Annotated in this window: 18 protein-coding genes and 1 tRNA gene; 13 read left to right on the top strand and 6 right to left on the bottom strand. The window is 63.0% G+C overall.

Annotated features, from left to right (window positions below; translation table 11 throughout):
* The first annotated feature begins 2 nt into the window (after window positions 1-2).
* Window positions 3-2,051 carry an ATP-dependent DNA helicase RecG gene (gene recG / locus AB1Z25_RS17290; protein ID WP_107800411.1) on the top strand — a complete coding sequence of 683 codons (2,049 nt, stop codon included), beginning with the start codon at window positions 3-5 and terminating at the stop codon, window positions 2,049-2,051.
* A gap of 273 nt (window positions 2,052-2,324) precedes the next feature.
* Here the strand turns inward: recG and AB1Z25_RS17285 are convergent, their stop codons facing one another.
* The 6 genes from AB1Z25_RS17285 to pstS form a co-directional block, all read right to left on the bottom strand.
* The gene (locus AB1Z25_RS17285) at window positions 2,325-3,779 is read right to left on the bottom strand and encodes an inorganic phosphate transporter (RefSeq protein ID WP_107800410.1); all 1,455 of its coding nucleotides are present in this window, start codon (window positions 3,777-3,779) and stop codon (window positions 2,325-2,327) included.
* Window positions 3,780-3,845: 66 nt separating this feature from the next.
* Complete coding sequence (locus AB1Z25_RS17280; protein WP_486635763.1) at window positions 3,846-4,007, bottom strand: hypothetical protein; 162 nt, start codon at window positions 4,005-4,007, stop codon at window positions 3,846-3,848.
* 27 nt (window positions 4,008-4,034) lie between these two features.
* Window positions 4,035-4,799, bottom strand: coding sequence for a phosphate ABC transporter ATP-binding protein PstB (gene pstB / locus AB1Z25_RS17275; RefSeq protein WP_043590752.1), 765 nt, complete (start codon window positions 4,797-4,799; stop codon window positions 4,035-4,037).
* Between the two features lie 12 nt (window positions 4,800-4,811).
* Window positions 4,812-5,705 (bottom strand): phosphate ABC transporter permease PstA, encoded by an 894-nt coding sequence (gene pstA / locus AB1Z25_RS17270; RefSeq protein ID WP_227108605.1) that lies wholly within the window; start codon window positions 5,703-5,705, stop codon window positions 4,812-4,814.
* A gap of 35 nt (window positions 5,706-5,740) precedes the next feature.
* Window positions 5,741-6,703, bottom strand: a complete 963-nt coding sequence (pstC, locus tag AB1Z25_RS17265; protein ID WP_107800408.1) for a phosphate ABC transporter permease subunit PstC — start codon at window positions 6,701-6,703, stop codon at window positions 5,741-5,743.
* A gap of 70 nt (window positions 6,704-6,773) precedes the next feature.
* A complete protein-coding gene (gene pstS, locus AB1Z25_RS17260) occupies window positions 6,774-7,817 on the bottom strand; it encodes a phosphate ABC transporter substrate-binding protein PstS (RefSeq protein WP_107800407.1) in 1,044 nt (347 codons plus the stop codon).
* 188 nt (window positions 7,818-8,005) lie between these two features.
* Between pstS and tpiA the strand changes: the two genes are divergently transcribed.
* From tpiA to nuoI, 12 genes are all read left to right on the top strand, one after another.
* Window positions 8,006-8,752: a triose-phosphate isomerase gene (gene tpiA, locus AB1Z25_RS17255; protein WP_107800406.1), complete on the top strand. Its 747-nt coding sequence runs from the start codon at window positions 8,006-8,008 to the stop codon at window positions 8,750-8,752.
* Between the two features lies 1 nt (window position 8,753).
* On the top strand, window positions 8,754-9,104 hold the full coding sequence (secG, locus tag AB1Z25_RS17250) for a preprotein translocase subunit SecG (RefSeq protein WP_486635762.1): 351 nt from the start codon (window positions 8,754-8,756) through the stop codon (window positions 9,102-9,104).
* 17 nt (window positions 9,105-9,121) lie between these two features.
* Window positions 9,122-9,206: transfer RNA gene (locus AB1Z25_RS17245), tRNA-Leu, on the top strand.
* Between the two features lie 90 nt (window positions 9,207-9,296).
* On the top strand, window positions 9,297-9,653 hold the full coding sequence (locus AB1Z25_RS17240; RefSeq protein WP_019103472.1) for an NADH-quinone oxidoreductase subunit A: 357 nt from the start codon (window positions 9,297-9,299) through the stop codon (window positions 9,651-9,653).
* Window positions 9,644-10,120: a NuoB/complex I 20 kDa subunit family protein gene (locus AB1Z25_RS17235; protein WP_019103471.1), complete on the top strand. Its 477-nt coding sequence runs from the start codon at window positions 9,644-9,646 to the stop codon at window positions 10,118-10,120. The genes AB1Z25_RS17240 and AB1Z25_RS17235 overlap by 10 nt, the downstream gene beginning before the upstream one ends.
* 11 nt (window positions 10,121-10,131) lie before the next feature.
* Window positions 10,132-10,728 (top strand): NADH-quinone oxidoreductase subunit C, encoded by a 597-nt coding sequence (locus AB1Z25_RS17230; RefSeq protein ID WP_227104752.1) that lies wholly within the window; start codon window positions 10,132-10,134, stop codon window positions 10,726-10,728.
* On the top strand, window positions 10,721-11,974 hold the full coding sequence (locus tag AB1Z25_RS17225; protein ID WP_107800403.1) for an NADH-quinone oxidoreductase subunit D: 1,254 nt from the start codon (window positions 10,721-10,723) through the stop codon (window positions 11,972-11,974). The genes AB1Z25_RS17230 and AB1Z25_RS17225 overlap by 8 nt, the downstream gene beginning before the upstream one ends.
* Window positions 11,974-12,474: an NADH-quinone oxidoreductase subunit NuoE gene (nuoE, locus tag AB1Z25_RS17220; protein ID WP_486635761.1), complete on the top strand. Its 501-nt coding sequence runs from the start codon at window positions 11,974-11,976 to the stop codon at window positions 12,472-12,474. Before AB1Z25_RS17225 ends, nuoE begins: the two co-directional genes overlap by 1 nt.
* Window positions 12,474-13,769, top strand: coding sequence for an NADH-quinone oxidoreductase subunit NuoF (gene nuoF, locus AB1Z25_RS17215; protein ID WP_107800401.1), 1,296 nt, complete (start codon window positions 12,474-12,476; stop codon window positions 13,767-13,769). Before nuoE ends, nuoF begins: the two co-directional genes overlap by 1 nt.
* Window positions 13,770-13,772: 3 nt before the next feature.
* Complete coding sequence (gene nuoG / locus AB1Z25_RS17210) at window positions 13,773-16,103, top strand: NADH-quinone oxidoreductase subunit NuoG (protein ID WP_486635760.1); 2,331 nt, start codon at window positions 13,773-13,775, stop codon at window positions 16,101-16,103.
* A 3-nt stretch (window positions 16,104-16,106) separates the two neighbouring features.
* Window positions 16,107-17,153, top strand: coding sequence for an NADH-quinone oxidoreductase subunit NuoH (gene nuoH / locus AB1Z25_RS17205; protein WP_048413406.1), 1,047 nt, complete (start codon window positions 16,107-16,109; stop codon window positions 17,151-17,153).
* Between the two features lie 28 nt (window positions 17,154-17,181).
* Window positions 17,182-17,661: an NADH-quinone oxidoreductase subunit NuoI gene (gene nuoI / locus AB1Z25_RS17200; RefSeq protein WP_196783887.1), complete on the top strand. Its 480-nt coding sequence runs from the start codon at window positions 17,182-17,184 to the stop codon at window positions 17,659-17,661.
* The last annotated feature ends 2 nt before the right edge of the window (window positions 17,662-17,663 follow it).

The following is a 17,663-nucleotide window of genomic DNA, read 5'->3' as shown; positions in this document are numbered from 1 at the left end:
TGATGAGCTCCCTAATCGACCCCGCCAATCAGCCGCCGGCCGTGGCGCCGGCGCTGGCCAAGAAGCTGGAAAAGCTGGGCATACGCCGCCGTTTCGATCTGGTCCTGCATCTGCCGCTGCGCTATGAGGACGAGACCCATCTGTACGCCATCGCCGACGCGCCTTACGGCCAGGCGGTGCTGGTGGAGGGCGAGGTGATCGCCCATGAGATCCAGTTCCGACCGCGCCGCCAACTGGTGGCGCGCATCGAGGACGCCAGCGGCAGCCTGGTGCTGCGCTTCATTCATTTCTACCCCAACCAGGTCAAGCAATTCACCACCGGCAACCGGGTGCGCGCGCTGGGCGAGATCCGCCGCGGCTTCGCAGGCGACGAGATGGTGCATCCCAAGATCCGCGAAGTGGGCAACGGCGCGCCGCTGGCGGACAGCCTGACGCCCATCTATCCCACGGTCAACGGCCTGACCCAGCCGGCGCTGCGCAAGCTGATCCACGCCGAGCTGGACAGCCAGCCGCTGGGCGAGACGCTGCCGGAGGAGTTGGCAGCGCCGTTGCGGCTGACGCCGTTCGCCGAGGCGATCCGCCTGCTGCACCTGCCGACGCCGGACTACAGCGCCGGCCAGCTGGCCGATCCGGCCCTGCCGGCCTGGCAGCGGCTCAAATTCGACGAGTTGCTGGCGCAGCAGCTGTCGATGCGGCTGGCCTATCGCGCGCGCAGGCTGGGCCGCGCGCCGCCCTTGCGCGGCGACGGCGCCTTGAGCCGGGCGCTGGCCGAGCGCCTGCCGTTCACGCTGACCGGCGCGCAGCAGCGCGCCTTGGCGGAAGTCCGCGCCGACCTGACCCAGCCGCACCCGATGCACCGGCTGCTGCAGGGCGACGTGGGCAGCGGCAAGACCATCGTCGCGGCCCTGGCGGCGCTGACCGCGATCGAATCCGGCTACCAGGTGGCCTTGATGGCGCCGACCGAAATCCTGGCCGAGCAGCATTTCCTCAAGCTGTCCGCCTGGCTGGAGCCGCTGGGCGTCCCGGTGCGCTGGCTGGCCGGCAGCCTGCGCAAGAAGCAGAAACAGGAGGCGATGGCGGCCATCGCCAGCGGCGAAACGCGGCTGGCGGTGGGCACTCACGCGCTGTTCCAGGACGAGGTGGCTTTTGAGCGCCTGGGCCTGGTCATTGTCGACGAACAGCATCGCTTCGGCGTGGGCCAGCGGCTGGCGCTGAAAGAGAAGGGCGGCGAGCCGCATCAGCTGATGATGTCGGCGACGCCGATTCCGCGCACGCTGGCGATGAGCTTCTACGCCGACCTGGACGTGTCGGTGATAGACGAATTGCCGCCCGGGCGCACGCCCATCGTCACCAAGCTGATCAATAGCGCGCGCCGCGAGGAAATCGTCGCCCACGTGGCCAAGACCTGCGCCGACGGGCAGCAGGCCTACTGGGTGTGCCCGCTGATCGAAGAATCGGAAACCCTGCAATTGCAGACCGCGGTGGACACCCACCAGCAACTGACCGCCGATCTGCCGCATTTGGGCGTGGGCCTGGTGCACGGCCGGATGAAGGCGGACGAAAAGGCGGCGGTGATGGCGGCCTTCGCCCGCAACGAGCTGCAAGTGCTGGTGGCCACCACGGTGATCGAGGTGGGCGTGGACGTGCCCAACGCCAGCCTGATGGTGATCGAGCACGCCGAACGCATGGGCCTGGCCCAGTTGCATCAATTGCGCGGCCGGGTGGGGCGCGGCAGCGCGCGCAGCGTCTGCGTGCTGATGTTCGACAACCCCTTGTCGGACTTGGCCAAGGCGCGCTTGAAAGTGATTTACGAGAATGTTGACGGTTTCGAGATCGCGCGCCAGGATTTGCTGATCCGCGGCCCCGGCGAACTGCTGGGCGCGCGTCAGAGCGGCCTGCCCATGCTGCGTTTCGCCAACCTGGAAGAAGACCTGGAACTGCTGGAAGCGGCGCGCGAGCTGGCGCCCTTGCTGCTGGAGCGCCATCCGCAGGCGGTGGACGCTCATCTGGACCGTTGGCTGGCGGGGCGCGAACAGTTTCTCAAGGCTTGAGTGAGCCATGAATCGGGCAAAAAAAAGCGCCTCGGCTGGGGGGCTGAGGCGCAAAGGGATTGCTGCAAACAACAAAGGAGAAACCATGATGAAGCGAGCAAATATTAGCAATTTATAAAATATTGGCACAAGCAATCCGGGCTTAAAGCTTGACCCAGGTCAATCGAAAATTTTCCGGGCGGAAATGCCAAAAGAAAAAGCCACCGCGATGCGGTGGCTTTGTTTTTTTCCGGCAGCCTTAAACAGAGGCTGAAAGACCGTGACCGGACTTGATTACAGCCAGAGCGAGGCCACGTAGTACAGCCCGCCCGCCAGCAGCATGGACACCGGCAGGGTGAACAGCCAGGCCAGCGCGATGGAGCGGATGGTGGACATCTGCAGGCCGGCCTTGTCCGCCACCATGGTGCCGGCCACGGCGCTGGACAGCACCTGGGTGGTGGACACCGGGAAGCCGAACTGGCTGGCGAGGCCGATGGAGATGGCGGCGGTCATCTGCGCCGACACGCCCTGGGCGTAAGTCATGTCCTTCTTGCCTATGCCTTCGCCCACGGTCTTCACCACGCGGCGCCAGCCGACCATGGTGCCGATGCCCAGCGACAGCGCCACGGCGACGATCACCCAGGTGGGCGCGTATTCGGTGGTGGTGGTCAGATCCTTGCGCAGGTTCTGCAGCATCTGCTTGTCGTCGGCGGACAGCTTGGGCAGCGCGGAGGCCTTCTTGGCGGCGTCGTCCAGGCACAGCAGCTCGGTGCGCACGTTCCAACGCTGTTCCGAGCTCAGCGCGTGGTAGTCGCCGCCGTCGCCCATGGTGCTCAGCAGGCGCTTGACAGTGTCGCCGGTTTCCAGCGGATGGCACTCGTACTGGCTGCTGCCCTTGGATGGCACGATGATCTTGCTCAGTTCGACCTGATGGCGTTCATAGAACTTCTGCAGGTGAATGGCGGCGTCGCGAGTGCGGTCCAGCTGGTAAGGCGTGCTGTCCAGATCCAGCACGAATTTGGCCGGCACAATGCCGATCAGCACCAGCATGATCAGGCCCACGCCTTTTTGGCCGTCGTTGGAGCCGTGGGCGAAGCTGACGCCCATGGACGACACGATCAGCATGAAGCGGGTCCAGAACGGCGGATGCTTGCGGCCTTCCACCTGCTGGCGTTGGTAGGGGGTTTTATGCACATTGCTGTGCGGCCGGTAGCGCCGCAGCAGAATGACGATCAGCGCGGCGAGCAGGGCGCCCACCACGGGCGAGGCCAGCAGCGAGGCGCCGACGTCGATGGCCTTGCTCCAGTTGATGCCGTGGGACAGCGAGGTGCCGTGGATCAGGCTATTGGCCACGCCCACGCCCAAAATGGCGCCGATCAGCGTGTGGCTGCTGGAAGCGGGCAGACCGAAATACCACGTGCCCAGGTTCCAGGCGATGGCGGCGGTCAACAGCGCGAACACCATGGCCATGCCGCGGGTGGTGTTGATCGAGATCAGCAGGTCCACCGGCAGCAGGTGCACGATGGCGTAGGCGACGGCGAGGCCGCCGGTGATCACGCCGAGGAAGTTGAAAATGCCGGAATAGAACACCGCGAGACGCGGTTTCATCGATTGGGTATAGATAACGGTTGCCACCGCGTTGGCGGTGTCATGGAAGCCGTTGATGAACTCAAAGGCGAGCACGAAGCCCAGGGAAAGCACCAAGGTGATGGCGACGTGGGTCTCAAGCCCGGAAAACAGGTCCAACATGGTGAAATGTGCACGCAGTATCGTAAAGGCGGGATTGTTGTGTCCAAGGCCAATGCCGTCAAGTACTTATAAAAAAAAAATAAATGGTGTCGCATTTGCCGGAAAAGCATGCGGAATCGCCTTGACAGACCGGGCGGGGAGAACGGCGGATTTAGGCCGTTTTTTGCCGCCGTCATGCGCTTTTGCCCGCGTGGAAACGCCAAAGGCCGTCATGCCGGAAACGGTCATGACGGCGGTCTGCGAGCCGGGGCGGAATCAGCCGAACTTGCCGGTGATGTAGTCCTCGGTGGCCTTCTTCTGCGGGGTGGTGAAGATGGAGTCGGTGTCGCCGAACTCGATCAATTCGCCCAGATACATATAGGCGGTGTAGTCCGACACCCGCGCCGCCTGCTGCATATTGTGGGTGACGATGGCGATGGTGTAGTCCTCTTTGAGCTCATGGATCAGCTCTTCGATGTGGGCGGTGGAAATCGGGTCCAGCGCCGAAGTGGGCTCGTCCAGCAGCAGCACTTCCGGCTTGGACGCCACCGCGCGCGCGATGCACAGCCGCTGCTGCTGGCCGCCGGACAGCGAGTTGCCGGACTGCTTGAGCTTGTCCTTGACCTCGTCCCACAGCGCGGCCTTGCGCAGCGCCCATTCCACCCGGTCCTCCATCTCGCCCTTGGACAGTTTTTCGTAGAGCTTCACGCCGAAGGTGATGTTGTCGTAGATGGACATCGGGAACGGGGTGGGCTTCTGGAACACCATGCCCACCTTGGCGCGCAGCAGGTTGACGTCCACGTCGCGGCCCAGGACGTTGTGGCCGTCCAGCAGGATGTCGCCCTCGGCGCGCAGGCCGGGGTAGAGCTCGTACATGCGGTTGAAGGTGCGCAGCAGCGTGGACTTGCCGCAGCCGGACGGGCCGATGAAGGCGGTGACCTTGCGCGAGGCGATTTCCAGCTGGATGTTCTTCAGCGCGTGGAAATTGCCGTAAAAGAAGTTCAGATTCTTGACCTGAAGCTTGGAGTGGATTTCAGCCATGGTCTGCAAGCCTTAATGCGATTGGTTTTTCTGGCTGCCCATCCAGCGGGCAACGATGTTCAGCGTCAGCACGCTGAAGGTGATCAAGAGGGAGCCGGCCCAGGCCAGCTTGTGCCAGTCCTCGTACGGGCTCATCGCGAACTGGAAGATCACGATGGGCAGGTTGGCCATCGGCTGGTTCATATTGCTGTTGAAGAACTGGTTGTTCAGCGCGGTGAACAACAGCGGCGCGGTTTCGCCGGAAATGCGCGCCACCGCCAGCAGGATGCCGGTCAGCACGCCGGCCTTGGCCGAGCGCAGGGTGACGTGCAAGGTGACTTTCCACTGCGGCGCGCCCAGCGCGGACGCGGCTTCGCGCAGGCTGCCCGGCACCAGGCGCAGCATGTTCTCGGTGGTGCGCACCACCACCGGAATCACCAGGATGGCCAGCGCGAAGGAGCCGGCCCAGCCGGAAAAGTGGCCGACCGACACCACGTAGACTTCGTAGATGAACAGGCCGATGACGATGGACGGCGCGGACAGCAGGATGTCGTTGATGAAGCGGGTGGCCGGCGCCAGCCAGCCGCGCTGGCCGAACTCGGCCAGATAGATGCCGGCCAGGATGCCGATCGGCGTGCCGAACAAGGTGCCGAAGCCGGTCATCATCAGGCTGCCGTAAATGGCGTTGGCCAGGCCGCCGGTGCTGCCCGGCGGCGGGGTGCTGGAGGTGAACACCTCCCAGTTGAGCCCGGACAGGCCGTGCTGCAACAGGGTGGTCAGAATCCAGAACAGCCAGAACAGCCCGAAGGCCATGGTGAACATCGAGGCGCCCATATTGACGCGGTTCACCAGCCGGCGGCGGCGATAGACGCTGCTGTCGGCTTTGGCGGCGATGGCGGACTGGGGCGGGCGCAGGGCGGAAGTCATAACGGTTTGGCTCATGCGGTTAGCGTCTCTCATGCTCAGGAAGGACGACCTTCCTGTTTCTTCAGGCGCAGCAACAGCAGTTTAGAACACGCCAGCACCACGAAGGTGATGAAGAACAGAATCAGGCCCAGTTGAATCAGGGAGGAGAGATACAGCTCGCCGTTGGCCTCGGCGAACTCATTGGCCAGCGAGGAGGCGATGGAATTGCCCGGCTCGAACAGGCCGGCGGCGAAACGGGTGGAGTTGCCGATGACGAAGGTCACCGCCATGGTCTCGCCCAGCGCGCGGCCCAGGCCCAGCATGATGCCGCCGACCACGCCGGTCTTGGTATAGGGCAGCACCACGTAGCGCACCACTTCCCAGGTGGTGGAGCCCAGGCCGTAGGCGGACTCCTTCAGCATCACCGGCACCACTTCGAACACGTCGCGCATCACCGAGGCGATGAAGGGAATGATCATGATGGCCAGGATCAGGCCGGCGGTGAAAATGCCTATGCCCATCGGCGCGCCCTGGAACAGCACGCCCAGCAGCGGCACCTCGCCCAGGGTGTCGATCAGCAGCGGCTGCACGTGGTCGGCGAAGATGGGCGCGAACACGAACAGGCCCCACATGCCGTAGATGATGGACGGGATGCCGGCCAGCAGTTCCACCGCGATGCCCAGCGGCCGCTTCAGCCAGGTGGGGCACAGCTCGGTCAGGAACAGGGCGATGCCGAAGCTGACCGGCACGCCGATCAGCAAGGCGATGAAAGAGGTGGCCAGGGTGCCGAAGATGGGCACCAGCGCGCCGAACCGCTCATTGACCGGGTCCCAGTCGCTGGTGACCAGAAACTTGAAGCCGAAGGCGTGGATGCTCGGCAGCGCGCCGATCAACAGCGAAATCAGGATGCCCACCAGCAAGGCCAGCACCAGGAAGGCGAAAAAACGGGTGACCCAGCGGAACAGATTGTCCAGCAATAACTGGGTTTTGATTTGCTGCGGATTGCTCAACTTTTGCATATGCATGCTCATTTATCAGACAAAAAGCCGGGGAGCGCGTCCCCGGCCGCTTGCGTGCATTGTATGCGGCTCAGTTCCACACCGGCTTGCCGCCGTTGTCGGCAATTTGCTTCCAGCTGGCGCGGATCACGCCCTTGATCGCGTCCGGCATCGGGATGTAGTCCAGATCCAGCGCGGTCTTGTCGCCGTTCTTGTAAGCCCAGTCGAAAAACTTCAGCACCTCGCCGCCTTGCGCCGGCTTGTCCTGTTTCTTGTGCATCAGGATGAAGGTGGCGCCGGCGATCGGCCAGCTGTCCTTGCCCGGCTGGTTGGTCAGCAGCAGGTAGAAGCCCGGCGCTTTTTTCCAGTCGGCGTTGGCGGCGGCGGCCTTGAAGCTGGACTCGTCCGGCTTGACGAAGCTGCCGGCCTGGTTCTGCATCAGGCCGAAGGCCAGCTTGTTCTGCTTGGCGTAGGCGTATTCCACGTAGCCGATCGCGCCCTTGATGCGGGTCACGTAGTTGGCCACGCCCTCATTGCCCTTGCCGCCCACCGGGTTGCCTTTCCAGCTGACCGCGGTGTTGGAGCCCACTTCCTTGGCCCAGTCCGGAGAGACCTTGGACAGGTAGTTGGTGAAGATGAAGGTGGTGCCGGAGCCGTCGGAGCGACGCACCACGGAGATGCGCAGGTCCGGCAGCTTGACGCCGGGGTTCAGCTTGGCGATGGCCGGGTCGTTCCACTTGGACACCTTGCCCAAGTAGATGTCGGCCAGCAGCGGGCCGGTGAACTTCACTTGTCCCGGGGTGATGCCGGGCACGTTCAGCACCGGCACCACGCCGCCGATCACGGTGGGGAATTGGGTCAGTCCGGATTTTTCCAGCTCTTCCGGCTTCAGCGGCATGTCGGACGCGCCGAAATCCACGGTCTTGGACTGGATCTGCTTGATGCCGCCGCCGGAACCGATGGATTGATAGTTCAGATTATTATTGGTGCCGGCCTTGTAGGCGGCGGCCCATTTGGCGTACAGCGGGTACGGGAAGGTGGCGCCCGCGCCGGTGATGTCGGCGGCCACGGCCGCGCCGGACAGGCAGACGGAACCCAGTACAAACGATGCGGCCAGACGAACAGACTGTTTCATGCCTACTCCTGAGAATGGATGAGGTGCGTGGTGATGGGCGCATGCTAAGGCTGAAATTTTTCAGGAATATTACAAGTCGTCGAAACGGCTTTGTTTGCGGACAATCAACATCAGTCGGATGCCGGTTTGAGCCAAGATGGCGGCTGCGGATATAATCGGCGGATATTCAAGAATCGCGGGAGGCGGAGATGGCCGGCAAGCTGGTGATTGGCAACTGGAAGATGAATACCCGCGCCGACAGCGCGCAGACGCTGCTGCAGGCGCTGCTGGCGGATGAGACGAGCAACCGCGACTGGGTCGGCGTGGCCGCGCCGGCGGTCTACCTGGCCGGCCTGGGCGAGCGGCTGCGCGGTCAGGCCTTGCGCCTGTGCGCGCAGGACGTCAGCGCCTTCGATCAGGACGGCGCCTTCACCGGCGAGACCAGCGCCGCGATGCTGGCCGACATCGGCTGCGCTTACACCCTAGTGGGCCACTCGGAGCGCCGCCAGTACTTCGGCGAGAGCAACGCGGTTCTACTGAAGAAGATGCGCGCCGCCATCGCCGCCGGCCTGGTGCCGGTGCTGTGCGTCGGGGAAACGCTGGACGAGCGCGAGGCGGGCCGTCAGTTGGAGGTGATTAGAGATCAGCTTGCGCTTCTGTCCGAGATAGACCATGGTGAATACGTTGTGGCTTATGAACCGGTCTGGGCCATCGGCACCGGCAAGGTGGCGACGCTGGCGCAAATCGCCGAAATCCACGGCGCGATCAAAAATTGGTGCTTGCAAAACGTCAAGGCCTCCGATAATATTCGCGTCCTCTACGGCGGCAGTGTCAAGGCAGAGAATGCCGAAGCGATTCTGGCGACTGAAAATGTCGACGGAGCCCTTGTTGGAGGGGCATCTCTGGACGCCGGTTCATTCAGGGCAATTTGCCAAGCCGCAGGAAAATTGATATAGTATGGAACTTATTAAGACGCTTATCTGGATTGTAAATATCCTGTCTGCAGGGGCTATTATCGTGCTGGTTTTGATGCAGCACGGCAAAGGCGCGGACATGGGAGCGGCTTTCGGTAGCGGCTCTTCCGGTAGCTTGTTCGGCGCGTCTGGTTCTGCGAATTTCTTGAGTAGGACAACCGCTGTCGCAGCGGCCGTGTTCTTCTCGACTTCCCTTGCTCTGGTTTTTCTGTCTGGGGGCGGAAAAAGCGATTTGGGCGTAATGGGGACCAAGGTTGAACAGGTTGCACCGCAAATCCCGGCCGGTGTGCCTAGCGATAAAGCTTCGGGTACGACATCGAAAATACCGGAGTAACAATTAAAGCTTGCTGTGCCGACATGGTGAAATTGGTAGACACGCTATCTTGAGGGGGTAGTGGCGAAAGCTGTGTGAGTTCGAGTCTCACTGTCGGCACCACCATTCAAAAACAGGCCACCGGGACTCCGGTGGCCTGTTTTATTTGGAGCCAAGGGGGGTAACCCCCTTTTTTGTGGGGGTGTACGGGAAATGCTGCAAAATTACTTTCCCATTCTGCTGTTTGTCATGGTCGGACTGTTGGTCGGCGTAGGCCCTATTTTATTGGGCAAACTGCTGGCTCCCAACCGTCCCGATCCTGAGAAACTGTCTCCGTATGAGTGCGGCTTCGAGGCTTTCGAAGATGCCCGCATGAAGTTTGACGTCCGCTATTATCTGATAGCCATCCTCTTCATCCTGTTCGACCTCGAGGTCGCCTTCCTGCTGCCGTGGGCGGTGGTGTTGAAGGAGCTGGGGACCTATGGTCTGGGCGTCATGGTGGAGTTCCTGGGCGTATTGACCCTGGGCTTCGTCTACATGTGGAAAAAAGGAGCTCTGGAATGGGAGTAGAAGGTATTCTGGAGAAGGGGTTTGTCACCACGACGGCTGACAAGCTCATCAATTACACCCGAACCGGTTCGCTGTGGCCGATGACCTTTGGTCTGGCCTGTTGCGCGGTCGAGATGATGCACGCCGGCGCGGCGCGCTACGACCTGGACCGTTTCGGCATCGTGTTCCGTCCCAGCCCGCGCCAGTCCGATCTGATGATCGTGGCCGGCACGCTGTGCAACAAGATGGCTCCGGCCCTGCGCAAGGTTTACGACCAGATGGCCGAGCCGCGCTGGGTGATCTCGATGGGGTCCTGTGCCAACGGCGGCGGCTATTATCATTATTCCTATTCAGTCGTGCGCGGCTGCGATCGCATCGTGCCGGTCGACGTCTACGTGCCCGGCTGTCCGCCAACTGCAGAGGCCTTGCTGTACGGCATCATTCAGCTGCAGAACAAGATCAAACGCACCAACACCATCGCCCGCTAAGGTAGAAACTTATGGCCTCCAAGAAAATGGAAGCGTTAGGGTCGGCTGTGCAGCAGGCGCTGGGCGACAAGCTCGTGCAAAGCACGCTGGCTCTGGAAGAGCTGACCATTGTATGCAAGGCGGCGGATCTGATCGCCGTGGCGACCACGCTGCGCGACCACGCCGACCTGTCTTTTGAGCAATGCATCGATTTGTGCGGCGTGGACTACAGCGCATACCGCGACGAGGTATGGGACGGTCCGCGCTTCGCCGTTGTCTACCACCTGTTGTCGGTCAAGCACAATCAGCGCGTCCGCCTGCGCGTGTTCGCCGAAGACGACGCCTTTCCGGTGGTCGACTCGGTCGTCGGCGTCTGGAGCGGGGTCAACTGGTTCGAGCGCGAAGCGTTCGACCTGTTCGGCATCGTTTTCGACGGCCACCCCGACCTGCGCCGCATCCTGACCGACTACGGTTTCGTCGGCCATCCGTTCCGCAAGGACTTCCCGCTGTCCGGTCACGTGGAAATGCGTTACGACCCGACACAACAGCGCGTGATCTATCAGCCGGTGACCATCGAGCCGCGCGAAATCACGCCGCGCATCATTCGCGAGGAGAACTACGGTGGCTGAAATCCGTAACTACACCCTCAACTTCGGCCCGCAGCACCCGGCCGCGCACGGCGTGTTGCGCCTGGTGCTGGAACTGGACGGCGAAGTCGTCCAGCGCGCCGACCCGCACATCGGCCTGCTGCACCGCGGCACCGAGAAGCTGGCCGAGAGCAAGACCTTCATCCAGTCGCTGCCTTATATGGACCGTCTCGACTACGTGTCCATGATGTGCAACGAGCACGCTTACTGCCTGTCCATCGAGAAGCTGCTGGGCATCGAAGTGCCGGAACGCGCGCAATACATCCGCGTGATGTTCGCCGAGATCACCCGTCTGCTGAACCACTTGCTGTGGATTGGCGCGCACGGCCTCGACATCGGCGCGATGACCGTGTTCCTGTACGCCTTCCGCGAACGCGAAGACCTGATGGACTGCTATGAGGCGGTGTCCGGCGCGCGTCTGCACGCGGCTTACTTCCGTCCCGGCGGCGTGTATCGCGATCTGCCGGACAGCATGCCGCAGTACACCGTCTCCAAGATCAAGAACGCCCGCGAGCTGGCCCGCCGCAACGAAGGCCGCCAGGGTTCGCTGCTGGACTTCATCGACGAGTTCACCCAGCGCTTCCCGGGCTATGTGGACGAGTACGAGACCCTGCTGACCGACAACCGCATCTGGAAACAGCGCACCGTCGGCATCGGCGTGGTGACGCCCGAGCGCGCGCTGAACCTGGGCCTGACCGGCCCGATGCTGCGCGGCTCCGGTATTGCCTGGGATTTGCGCAAGAAGCAGCCCTACGATGTGTATTCCAAGCTGGATTTCGACATCCCGGTGGGCGTCAACGGCGATTGCTACGACCGCTACCTGGTGCGCGTCGAGGAAATGCGTCAGTCCAACCGCATCATCCGCCAGTGCGTGGAGTGGCTGCGCAAGAACCCGGGCCCGGTGATCACCGACAACCATAAAGTGGCGCCGCCTTCGCGCGAAGGCATGAAGGCCAATATGGAAGACCTGATCCACCACTTCAAACTGTTTACCGAAGGCATGCACGTGCCGGAGGGCGAGGCTTATGTGGGCACCGAGCACCCGAAAGGCGAGTTCGGCGTCTACCTGGTGTCCGACGGCGCCAACAAGCCGTACCGCCTGAAGATCCGCGCGCCCGGCTACGCCCACCTGGCGGCGCTGGACGAGATGGCCAAGGGCCATATGATCGCCGACGTGGTGGCCATCATCGGTACGCAGGATATCGTGTTTGGGGAGATTGACCGCTGATGCTGTCCGCTGAATCGCTAGCCAAAATCGATCGCGAAGTCGCCAAATATCCCGCCGACCAGAAACGGTCCGCGGTGATGGGCGCCTTGCGCATCGCGCTGACTGAACGTCGCGAAGCGGGCTCCGCTCCGGAGGAGCGTTGCCTGAATACCGAGGTGATCGAGTTCGTCGCCAACTACCTGCAGATCCCGCCGGTAGCCGCGTACGAAGTCGCCACCTTTTACAATATGTACGACATGAAGCCGGTTGGGCAGTACAAGATCACTGTCTGCACCAACCTGCCCTGTGCCTTGTCCGGCGGCGTCAACGCGGCCGAGTACATCTCCCGGAAGCTGGGCGTCGCCATCGGCGAAACCAGCGCCGACGGCAAGTACACCTTGCTGGAAGGGGAGTGCATGGGGGCCTGTGGCGACGCGCCGGTCTTGCTGGTCAACAACCACAAGATGTGCAGCTTCATGACGCCCGAAGCAATCGATAAGAAACTGGCGGAGCTGAAATAATGGCAATCTTCGTCAATGGCGTGATTTTCGATGGCGTCGACACTTCCGACCCCCATTGCTGGCAACTGAGCGCCTACGAGGCGCGCGGCGGCTACCAGGCGCTGCGCCGCATCCTGGACAGCAAGATGGCCCAGGAAGACGTGATCGCCGAAGTGAAGAACTCCGGCCTGCGCGGCCGCGGCGGCGCGGGTTTCCCCACCGGCCTGAAGTGGAGCTTCATGCCGCGCTCCTTCCCGGGCGACAAATACGTGGTGTGCAACACCGACGAGGGCGAGCCGGGCACTTTCAAGGACCGCGACATCCTGCGCTTCAATCCGCATTCGCTGATCGAAGGCATGATCATCGCCGGTTACGCGATGGGCACCAAGGCCGGCTACAACTACATCCACGGTGAAATCTTCGCCGAGTACGAGCGTTTCGAAGAAGCGCTGGACGAAGCGCGCAAGGCGGGCCTCCTCGGCGAGAACATTCTGGGTTCCGGCTTCAACTTCGACCTGTTCGCCCATCACGGCTACGGCGCCTACATCTGCGGCGAGGAAACCGCGCTGCTGGAATCGCTGGAAGGCAAGAAGGGCCAACCGCGCTTCAAGCCGCCGTTCCCGGCCAGCTTCGGCCTGTACGGCAAGCCGACCACCATCAACAACACCGAATCGTTCGCCTCGGTGCCCTTCATCATCCGCGACGGCGCGCAGCCCTTCCTGGAAAAGGGCAAGCCGAACAACGGCGGCACCAAGCTGTTCTCGGTGTCCGGCCACGTGAACCGTCCGGGCAACTACGAAATCCCGCTGGGCACCCCGTTCTCCGAACTGCTGGAAATGGCCGGCGGCATGCGCGACGGCAAAAAGCTCAAGGCGGTGATCCCGGGCGGCTCGTCCGCGCCCATCCTGCCCGCCGACGTCATGATGCAGTGCACGATGGACTACGACAGCATCGCCAAAGCCGGCTCGATGCTGGGTTCCGGCGCCGTCATCGTGATGAACGAAGACGTGTGCATGATCAAGGCGCTGGAGCGTCTGGCCTACTTCTACCATGAAGAATCCTGCGGCCAGTGCACGCCGTGCCGCGAAGGCACCGGCTGGCTGTACCGCGTGATCCATCGCATCGCCAACGGCCAGGGCCGTCCGGGCGATCTGGAGCTTCTGGATTCCGTGGGCAACAATATGGCGGGCCGCACCATCTGTGCGCTGGCCGACGCCGCCGTGTTCCCGGTTCGCAGTTTCACCAAGCATTTCCGTCACGAGTTCGAGTACGCGATCGAACACGGAAAGACCTTGGTGGACCACAAATGGTGTTGAGCGATGCTTGAAATCGAAATCGACGGAAAAAAACTGACGGTCCCGCAAGGCAGCACCGTCATGGAAGCGGCCCACTCGGTGGGCACGTACATTCCGCACTTCTGCTACCACAAGAAGCTGTCCATCGCGGCCAACTGCCGCATGTGTCTGGTGGAAGTGGAAAAAGCGCCCAAGCCGCTGCCGGCTTGTGCCACCCCGGTGACCGACGGCATGAAGGTCCATACCCACTCCGACATGGCCAAGAAGGCCCAGGCCGGCGTGATGGAATTCCTGCTGATCAACCACCCGCTGGATTGCCCGATCTGCGACCAGGGCGGCGAATGCCAGTTGCAGGATCTGGCCGTGGGCTACGGCAACTCCTCCTCGCGCTATCAGGAAGAAAAGCGCGTGGTGGTGGGCAAGGACATGGGTCCGCTGGTCTCGGCGGAAGAAATGTCGCGCTGCATTCACTGCACCCGTTGCGTGCGCTTTACCGAGGAAGTCGGCGGCTTCCAGGAAATCGGCATGGCTCATCGCGGCGAGTTCTCCGAGATTCTGCCCTTCCTCGGCAAGACCGTGGATTCGGAAATCTCCGGCAACGTCATCGATCTGTGCCCGGTGGGCGCGCTGACCTCCAAGCCGTTCCGCTACAGCACCCGCGCTTGGGAGCTGTCGCGCCGCAAATCGGTCAGCCCGCACGACGGCCTGGGCTCCAACCTGATCGTTCAGGTCAAGAGCAATGAAGTGATGCGCGTGCTGCCGCTGGAAAACGAGGCCATCAACGAGTGCTGGATCGCCGACCGCGACCGCTTCTCCTACGAGGGCTTGAACTCGGCCGAGCGTCTGAAGCAGCCGATGATCAAGTTCGACGGCCAGTGGCACGAGACCGACTGGGAAACCGCGTTGAACTACGTGGTGAAGGGCCTGAACGGCGTGTCCGCCGATCACGGCAAGGACGCCATCGGCTTCCTGACCAGCCCGCACTCCACCACCGAAGAACTGCATCTGGCGCAAAAGCTGGCGCGCGCCTTCGGCGTGGAAAGCATTGATTACCGTCTGCGCCGCAGCGACTTTGCCGCCGACGCGGCCAAGCAGGGCGCCGAGTGGCTGGGTTCTGGCATTGCCGATCTGGTCGCGGCCAAGTCGGTGCTGGTGGTCGGCTCCACGCTGCGCAAGGAACAGCCGCTGCTGACCTCGCGTCTGCGCACCGCGGCCAAGAAAGGCAGCGAGCTTAACATTATCCATGTCGCCGACGACGAGCTGCTGATCAAGATCAACGCCAAGCTGATCGTATCGCCGCTGGCCCTGGTCAACGGCTTCGCCCAGGTGCTGAAGGCCGTGGCCGAGATCAAGGGCGGCGAAACCGCCGTCGATCTGTCCGCGGTGCAAGTGTCCGCCGAGGCGCGCCGCATCGCCGAGAGCCTGAGCGGCGCGGAAACCGCCGCCGTGGTGCTGGGCAACGTGGCGCAACACCATCCGGCGTTCAGCCAGCTGCTGGCCGTGGCGCAGGAGATCGCTCGCCTGAGCGGCGCCCGCTTCGGCGTGCTGTCCGAGGCCGCCAACAGCGTGGGCGCTGAACTGGCGGGCGCGCTGCCGCAAGGCGCGGGCGCCAACGCCGCCGCGATGATCGCCCAGCCGAAGAAGGCTTACGTGCTGCTGAACACCGAAGTTGAGTTCGACAGCTACAACCCGCAAGCCGCCGTCGCCGCGATGAAGCAGGCCGCCACCGTGATCGCGCTGACCGCGTTCAAGGGCCAGGGCCTGCTGGATTACGCCGACGTGCTGCTGCCGATCGCGCCGTTCTCCGAGACCGCCGGCTCCTTCGTCAATATGGAAGGCAAGCTGCAGAGCTTCAACGGCGTGGTGCGTCCGCTGGGCGAAGCCCGCCCGGCCTGGAAAGTGCTGCGCGTACTGGGCAATATGCTGAATCTGTCCGGCTTCGACTTCAACAGCGCCGAGGAAGTGCGCGCGGAGCTGCTGGCCAAGGGCGACATCGCCGCGCGCCTGAACAATGCGCTGAGCCAGCTGAACGTCGCGGCCGCCGCGGCCGCCGGCGTGGCGCGCATCGGCGAAGTGCCGCTGTACCAGGCCGACGCCGTCTGCCGCCGCGCCGAGTCGCTGCAACAGACCCGCGACGCGGCCGAGCCGGTGGCTTCCGCCCACAGCGGCCTGCTGCAGAAGCTGGGCATCGCCGTCGACAGCACCGCATTGCTGAGCCAGGGTTCCGGCCAGGCGCGCGTGCGCATCGTCGCCGACGACAGCCTGCCGCAGGATACGGTCCGCATCGCCACCGCTCACGCGGCCACGCTGGCGCTGGGCGGCATGTTCGACGCTATCGAGATCACCCAGGGGTAAAGCATGGAGTTCTTGCAAGGTATTCTTGGCACTGACGCGGGGCTCGTGGTTTGGACCCTGTTGAAGATCATCGCCATCGTATTGCCGATGCTGCTGTGCGTCGCCTACCTGACCTATGCCGAGCGCAAGGTCATCGGCTTCATGCAGATCCGCATCGGCCCCAACCGGGTAGGCCCGCTGGGCCTGCTGCAGCCGATCGCCGACGCGGTCAAGCTGCTGATGAAGGAAATCATCCTGCCCACCAACTCCAGCAAGGGCCTGTTCCTGCTGGCCCCGGTGCTGTCCATCGCTCCGGCGCTGGCGGCCTGGGCGGTGATTCCCTTCACCGACAAGCTGGTGCTGGCCAACGTCAACGCCTCGCTGCTCTACATCCTGGCGCTGACCTCGATGGGCGTGTACGGCGTGATCATCGCCGGCTGGGCGGGCAACTCCAAGTACTCCTTCCTCGGCGCCATGCGTTCCGCCGCCCAGATCGTGTCCTACGAACTGGCGATGGGCTTCGCGCTGATCGGCGTGCTGATGGTGTCCAGCAGCCTGAACCTGGTGGAGATCGTCCAGCAGCAAGGGCAGGGCATGGCCGGCGGTTCCGTGTTGTCGTGGAACTGGCTGCCGCTGTTCCCGCTGTTCGTGGTCTACCTGATTTCCGGCGTGGCCGAAACCAACCGCGCGCCGTTTGACGTGGCCGAGGGCGAATCCGAGATCGTCGCCGGTTTCCACGTCGAGTACTCGGGCATGGCCTTCGCCATCTTCTTCCTGGCCGAATACGCCAACATGATCCTGGTCGCCGCGCTGACCGCGCTGCTGTTCCTCGGCGGCTGGCTGTCGCCGTTCCCTGCGTCCTGGGGCATTCTGGGCGCGGGCGGCTTCTTCTGGCTGGCGCTTAAAGTGGCCATGGTGCTGTTCTGCTTCCTGTGGTTCCGCGCCACCTTCCCGCGTTATCGCTACGACCAGATCATGCGTCTGGGCTGGAAGGTGTTCATCCCGGTGACCCTGGTGTGGATCCTGGTGGTGGGCGTCTGGATGATGACCCCGCTGTCCTTGTGGCACTGAGACGGGGATAGGTGAAAAGATGAATTCGATCCGAAACTTTTTCAAGACCTTCCTGCTGGTGGAGCTGGTCAAGGGCCTGATGGTCACTGGCCGCTACTTCTTCGCCCGCAAGATCACGGTCCAGTTCCCTGAAGAGAAGACGCCGATTTCGCCGCGCTTCCGCGGTCTGCACGCGCAGCGCCGCTACGCCAACGGCGAAGAGCGCTGCATCGCCTGCAAACTGTGTGAGGCGGTGTGCCCGGCGATGGCGATCAGCATCGAGTCCGAGCAGCGCGACGACGGCACCCGCCGCACCACGCGCTACGACATCGATCTGACCAAGTGCATCTTCTGCGGCTTCTGCGAGGAAGCCTGTCCGGTGGACGCCATCGTGGAAACCCACATCTTCGAATACCACGGTGAAAAACGTGGCGACTTGTACTACACCAAGCCGATGTTGCTGGCGATCGGCGACAAGTACGAGGCCGAGATCGCCGCCAACAAGGCGGCCGACGCCAAGTATCGCTAAGG

The organism is Chromobacterium sp. HL1 (genome assembly GCF_057418835.1).
Note: the sequence above shows the minus strand (reverse complement) of the source record. Positions and strands in the feature narration are given on the sequence as shown.

What these genes read in the sequence shown, in the direction of transcription:
- recG (WP_107800411.1), top strand. Translation starts at nt 3, where the DNA reads ATGAGCTCCCTAATCGACCCCGCCAATCAGCCGCCGGCCGTGGCGCCG.
- AB1Z25_RS17285 (WP_107800410.1), bottom strand. Translation starts at nt 3,779, where the DNA reads ATGTTGGACCTGTTTTCCGGGCTTGAGACCCACGTCGCCATCACCTTG.
- AB1Z25_RS17280 (WP_486635763.1), bottom strand. Translation starts at nt 4,007, where the DNA reads ATGACCGTTTCCGGCATGACGGCCTTTGGCGTTTCCACGCGGGCAAAA.
- pstB (WP_043590752.1), bottom strand. Translation starts at nt 4,799, where the DNA reads ATGGCTGAAATCCACTCCAAGCTTCAGGTCAAGAATCTGAACTTCTTT.
- pstA (WP_227108605.1), bottom strand. Translation starts at nt 5,705, where the DNA reads ATGACTTCCGCCCTGCGCCCGCCCCAGTCCGCCATCGCCGCCAAAGCC.
- pstC (WP_107800408.1), bottom strand. Translation starts at nt 6,703, where the DNA reads ATGCAAAAGTTGAGCAATCCGCAGCAAATCAAAACCCAGTTATTGCTG.
- pstS (WP_107800407.1), bottom strand. Translation starts at nt 7,817, where the DNA reads ATGAAACAGTCTGTTCGTCTGGCCGCATCGTTTGTACTGGGTTCCGTC.
- tpiA (WP_107800406.1), top strand. Translation starts at nt 8,006, where the DNA reads ATGGCCGGCAAGCTGGTGATTGGCAACTGGAAGATGAATACCCGCGCC.
- secG (WP_486635762.1), top strand. Translation starts at nt 8,754, where the DNA reads ATGGAACTTATTAAGACGCTTATCTGGATTGTAAATATCCTGTCTGCA.
- AB1Z25_RS17240 (WP_019103472.1), top strand. Translation starts at nt 9,297, where the DNA reads ATGCTGCAAAATTACTTTCCCATTCTGCTGTTTGTCATGGTCGGACTG.
- AB1Z25_RS17235 (WP_019103471.1), top strand. Translation starts at nt 9,644, where the DNA reads ATGGGAGTAGAAGGTATTCTGGAGAAGGGGTTTGTCACCACGACGGCT.
- AB1Z25_RS17230 (WP_227104752.1), top strand. Translation starts at nt 10,132, where the DNA reads ATGGCCTCCAAGAAAATGGAAGCGTTAGGGTCGGCTGTGCAGCAGGCG.
- nuoE (WP_486635761.1), top strand. Translation starts at nt 11,974, where the DNA reads ATGCTGTCCGCTGAATCGCTAGCCAAAATCGATCGCGAAGTCGCCAAA.
- nuoF (WP_107800401.1), top strand. Translation starts at nt 12,474, where the DNA reads ATGGCAATCTTCGTCAATGGCGTGATTTTCGATGGCGTCGACACTTCC.
- nuoG (WP_486635760.1), top strand. Translation starts at nt 13,773, where the DNA reads ATGCTTGAAATCGAAATCGACGGAAAAAAACTGACGGTCCCGCAAGGC.
- nuoH (WP_048413406.1), top strand. Translation starts at nt 16,107, where the DNA reads ATGGAGTTCTTGCAAGGTATTCTTGGCACTGACGCGGGGCTCGTGGTT.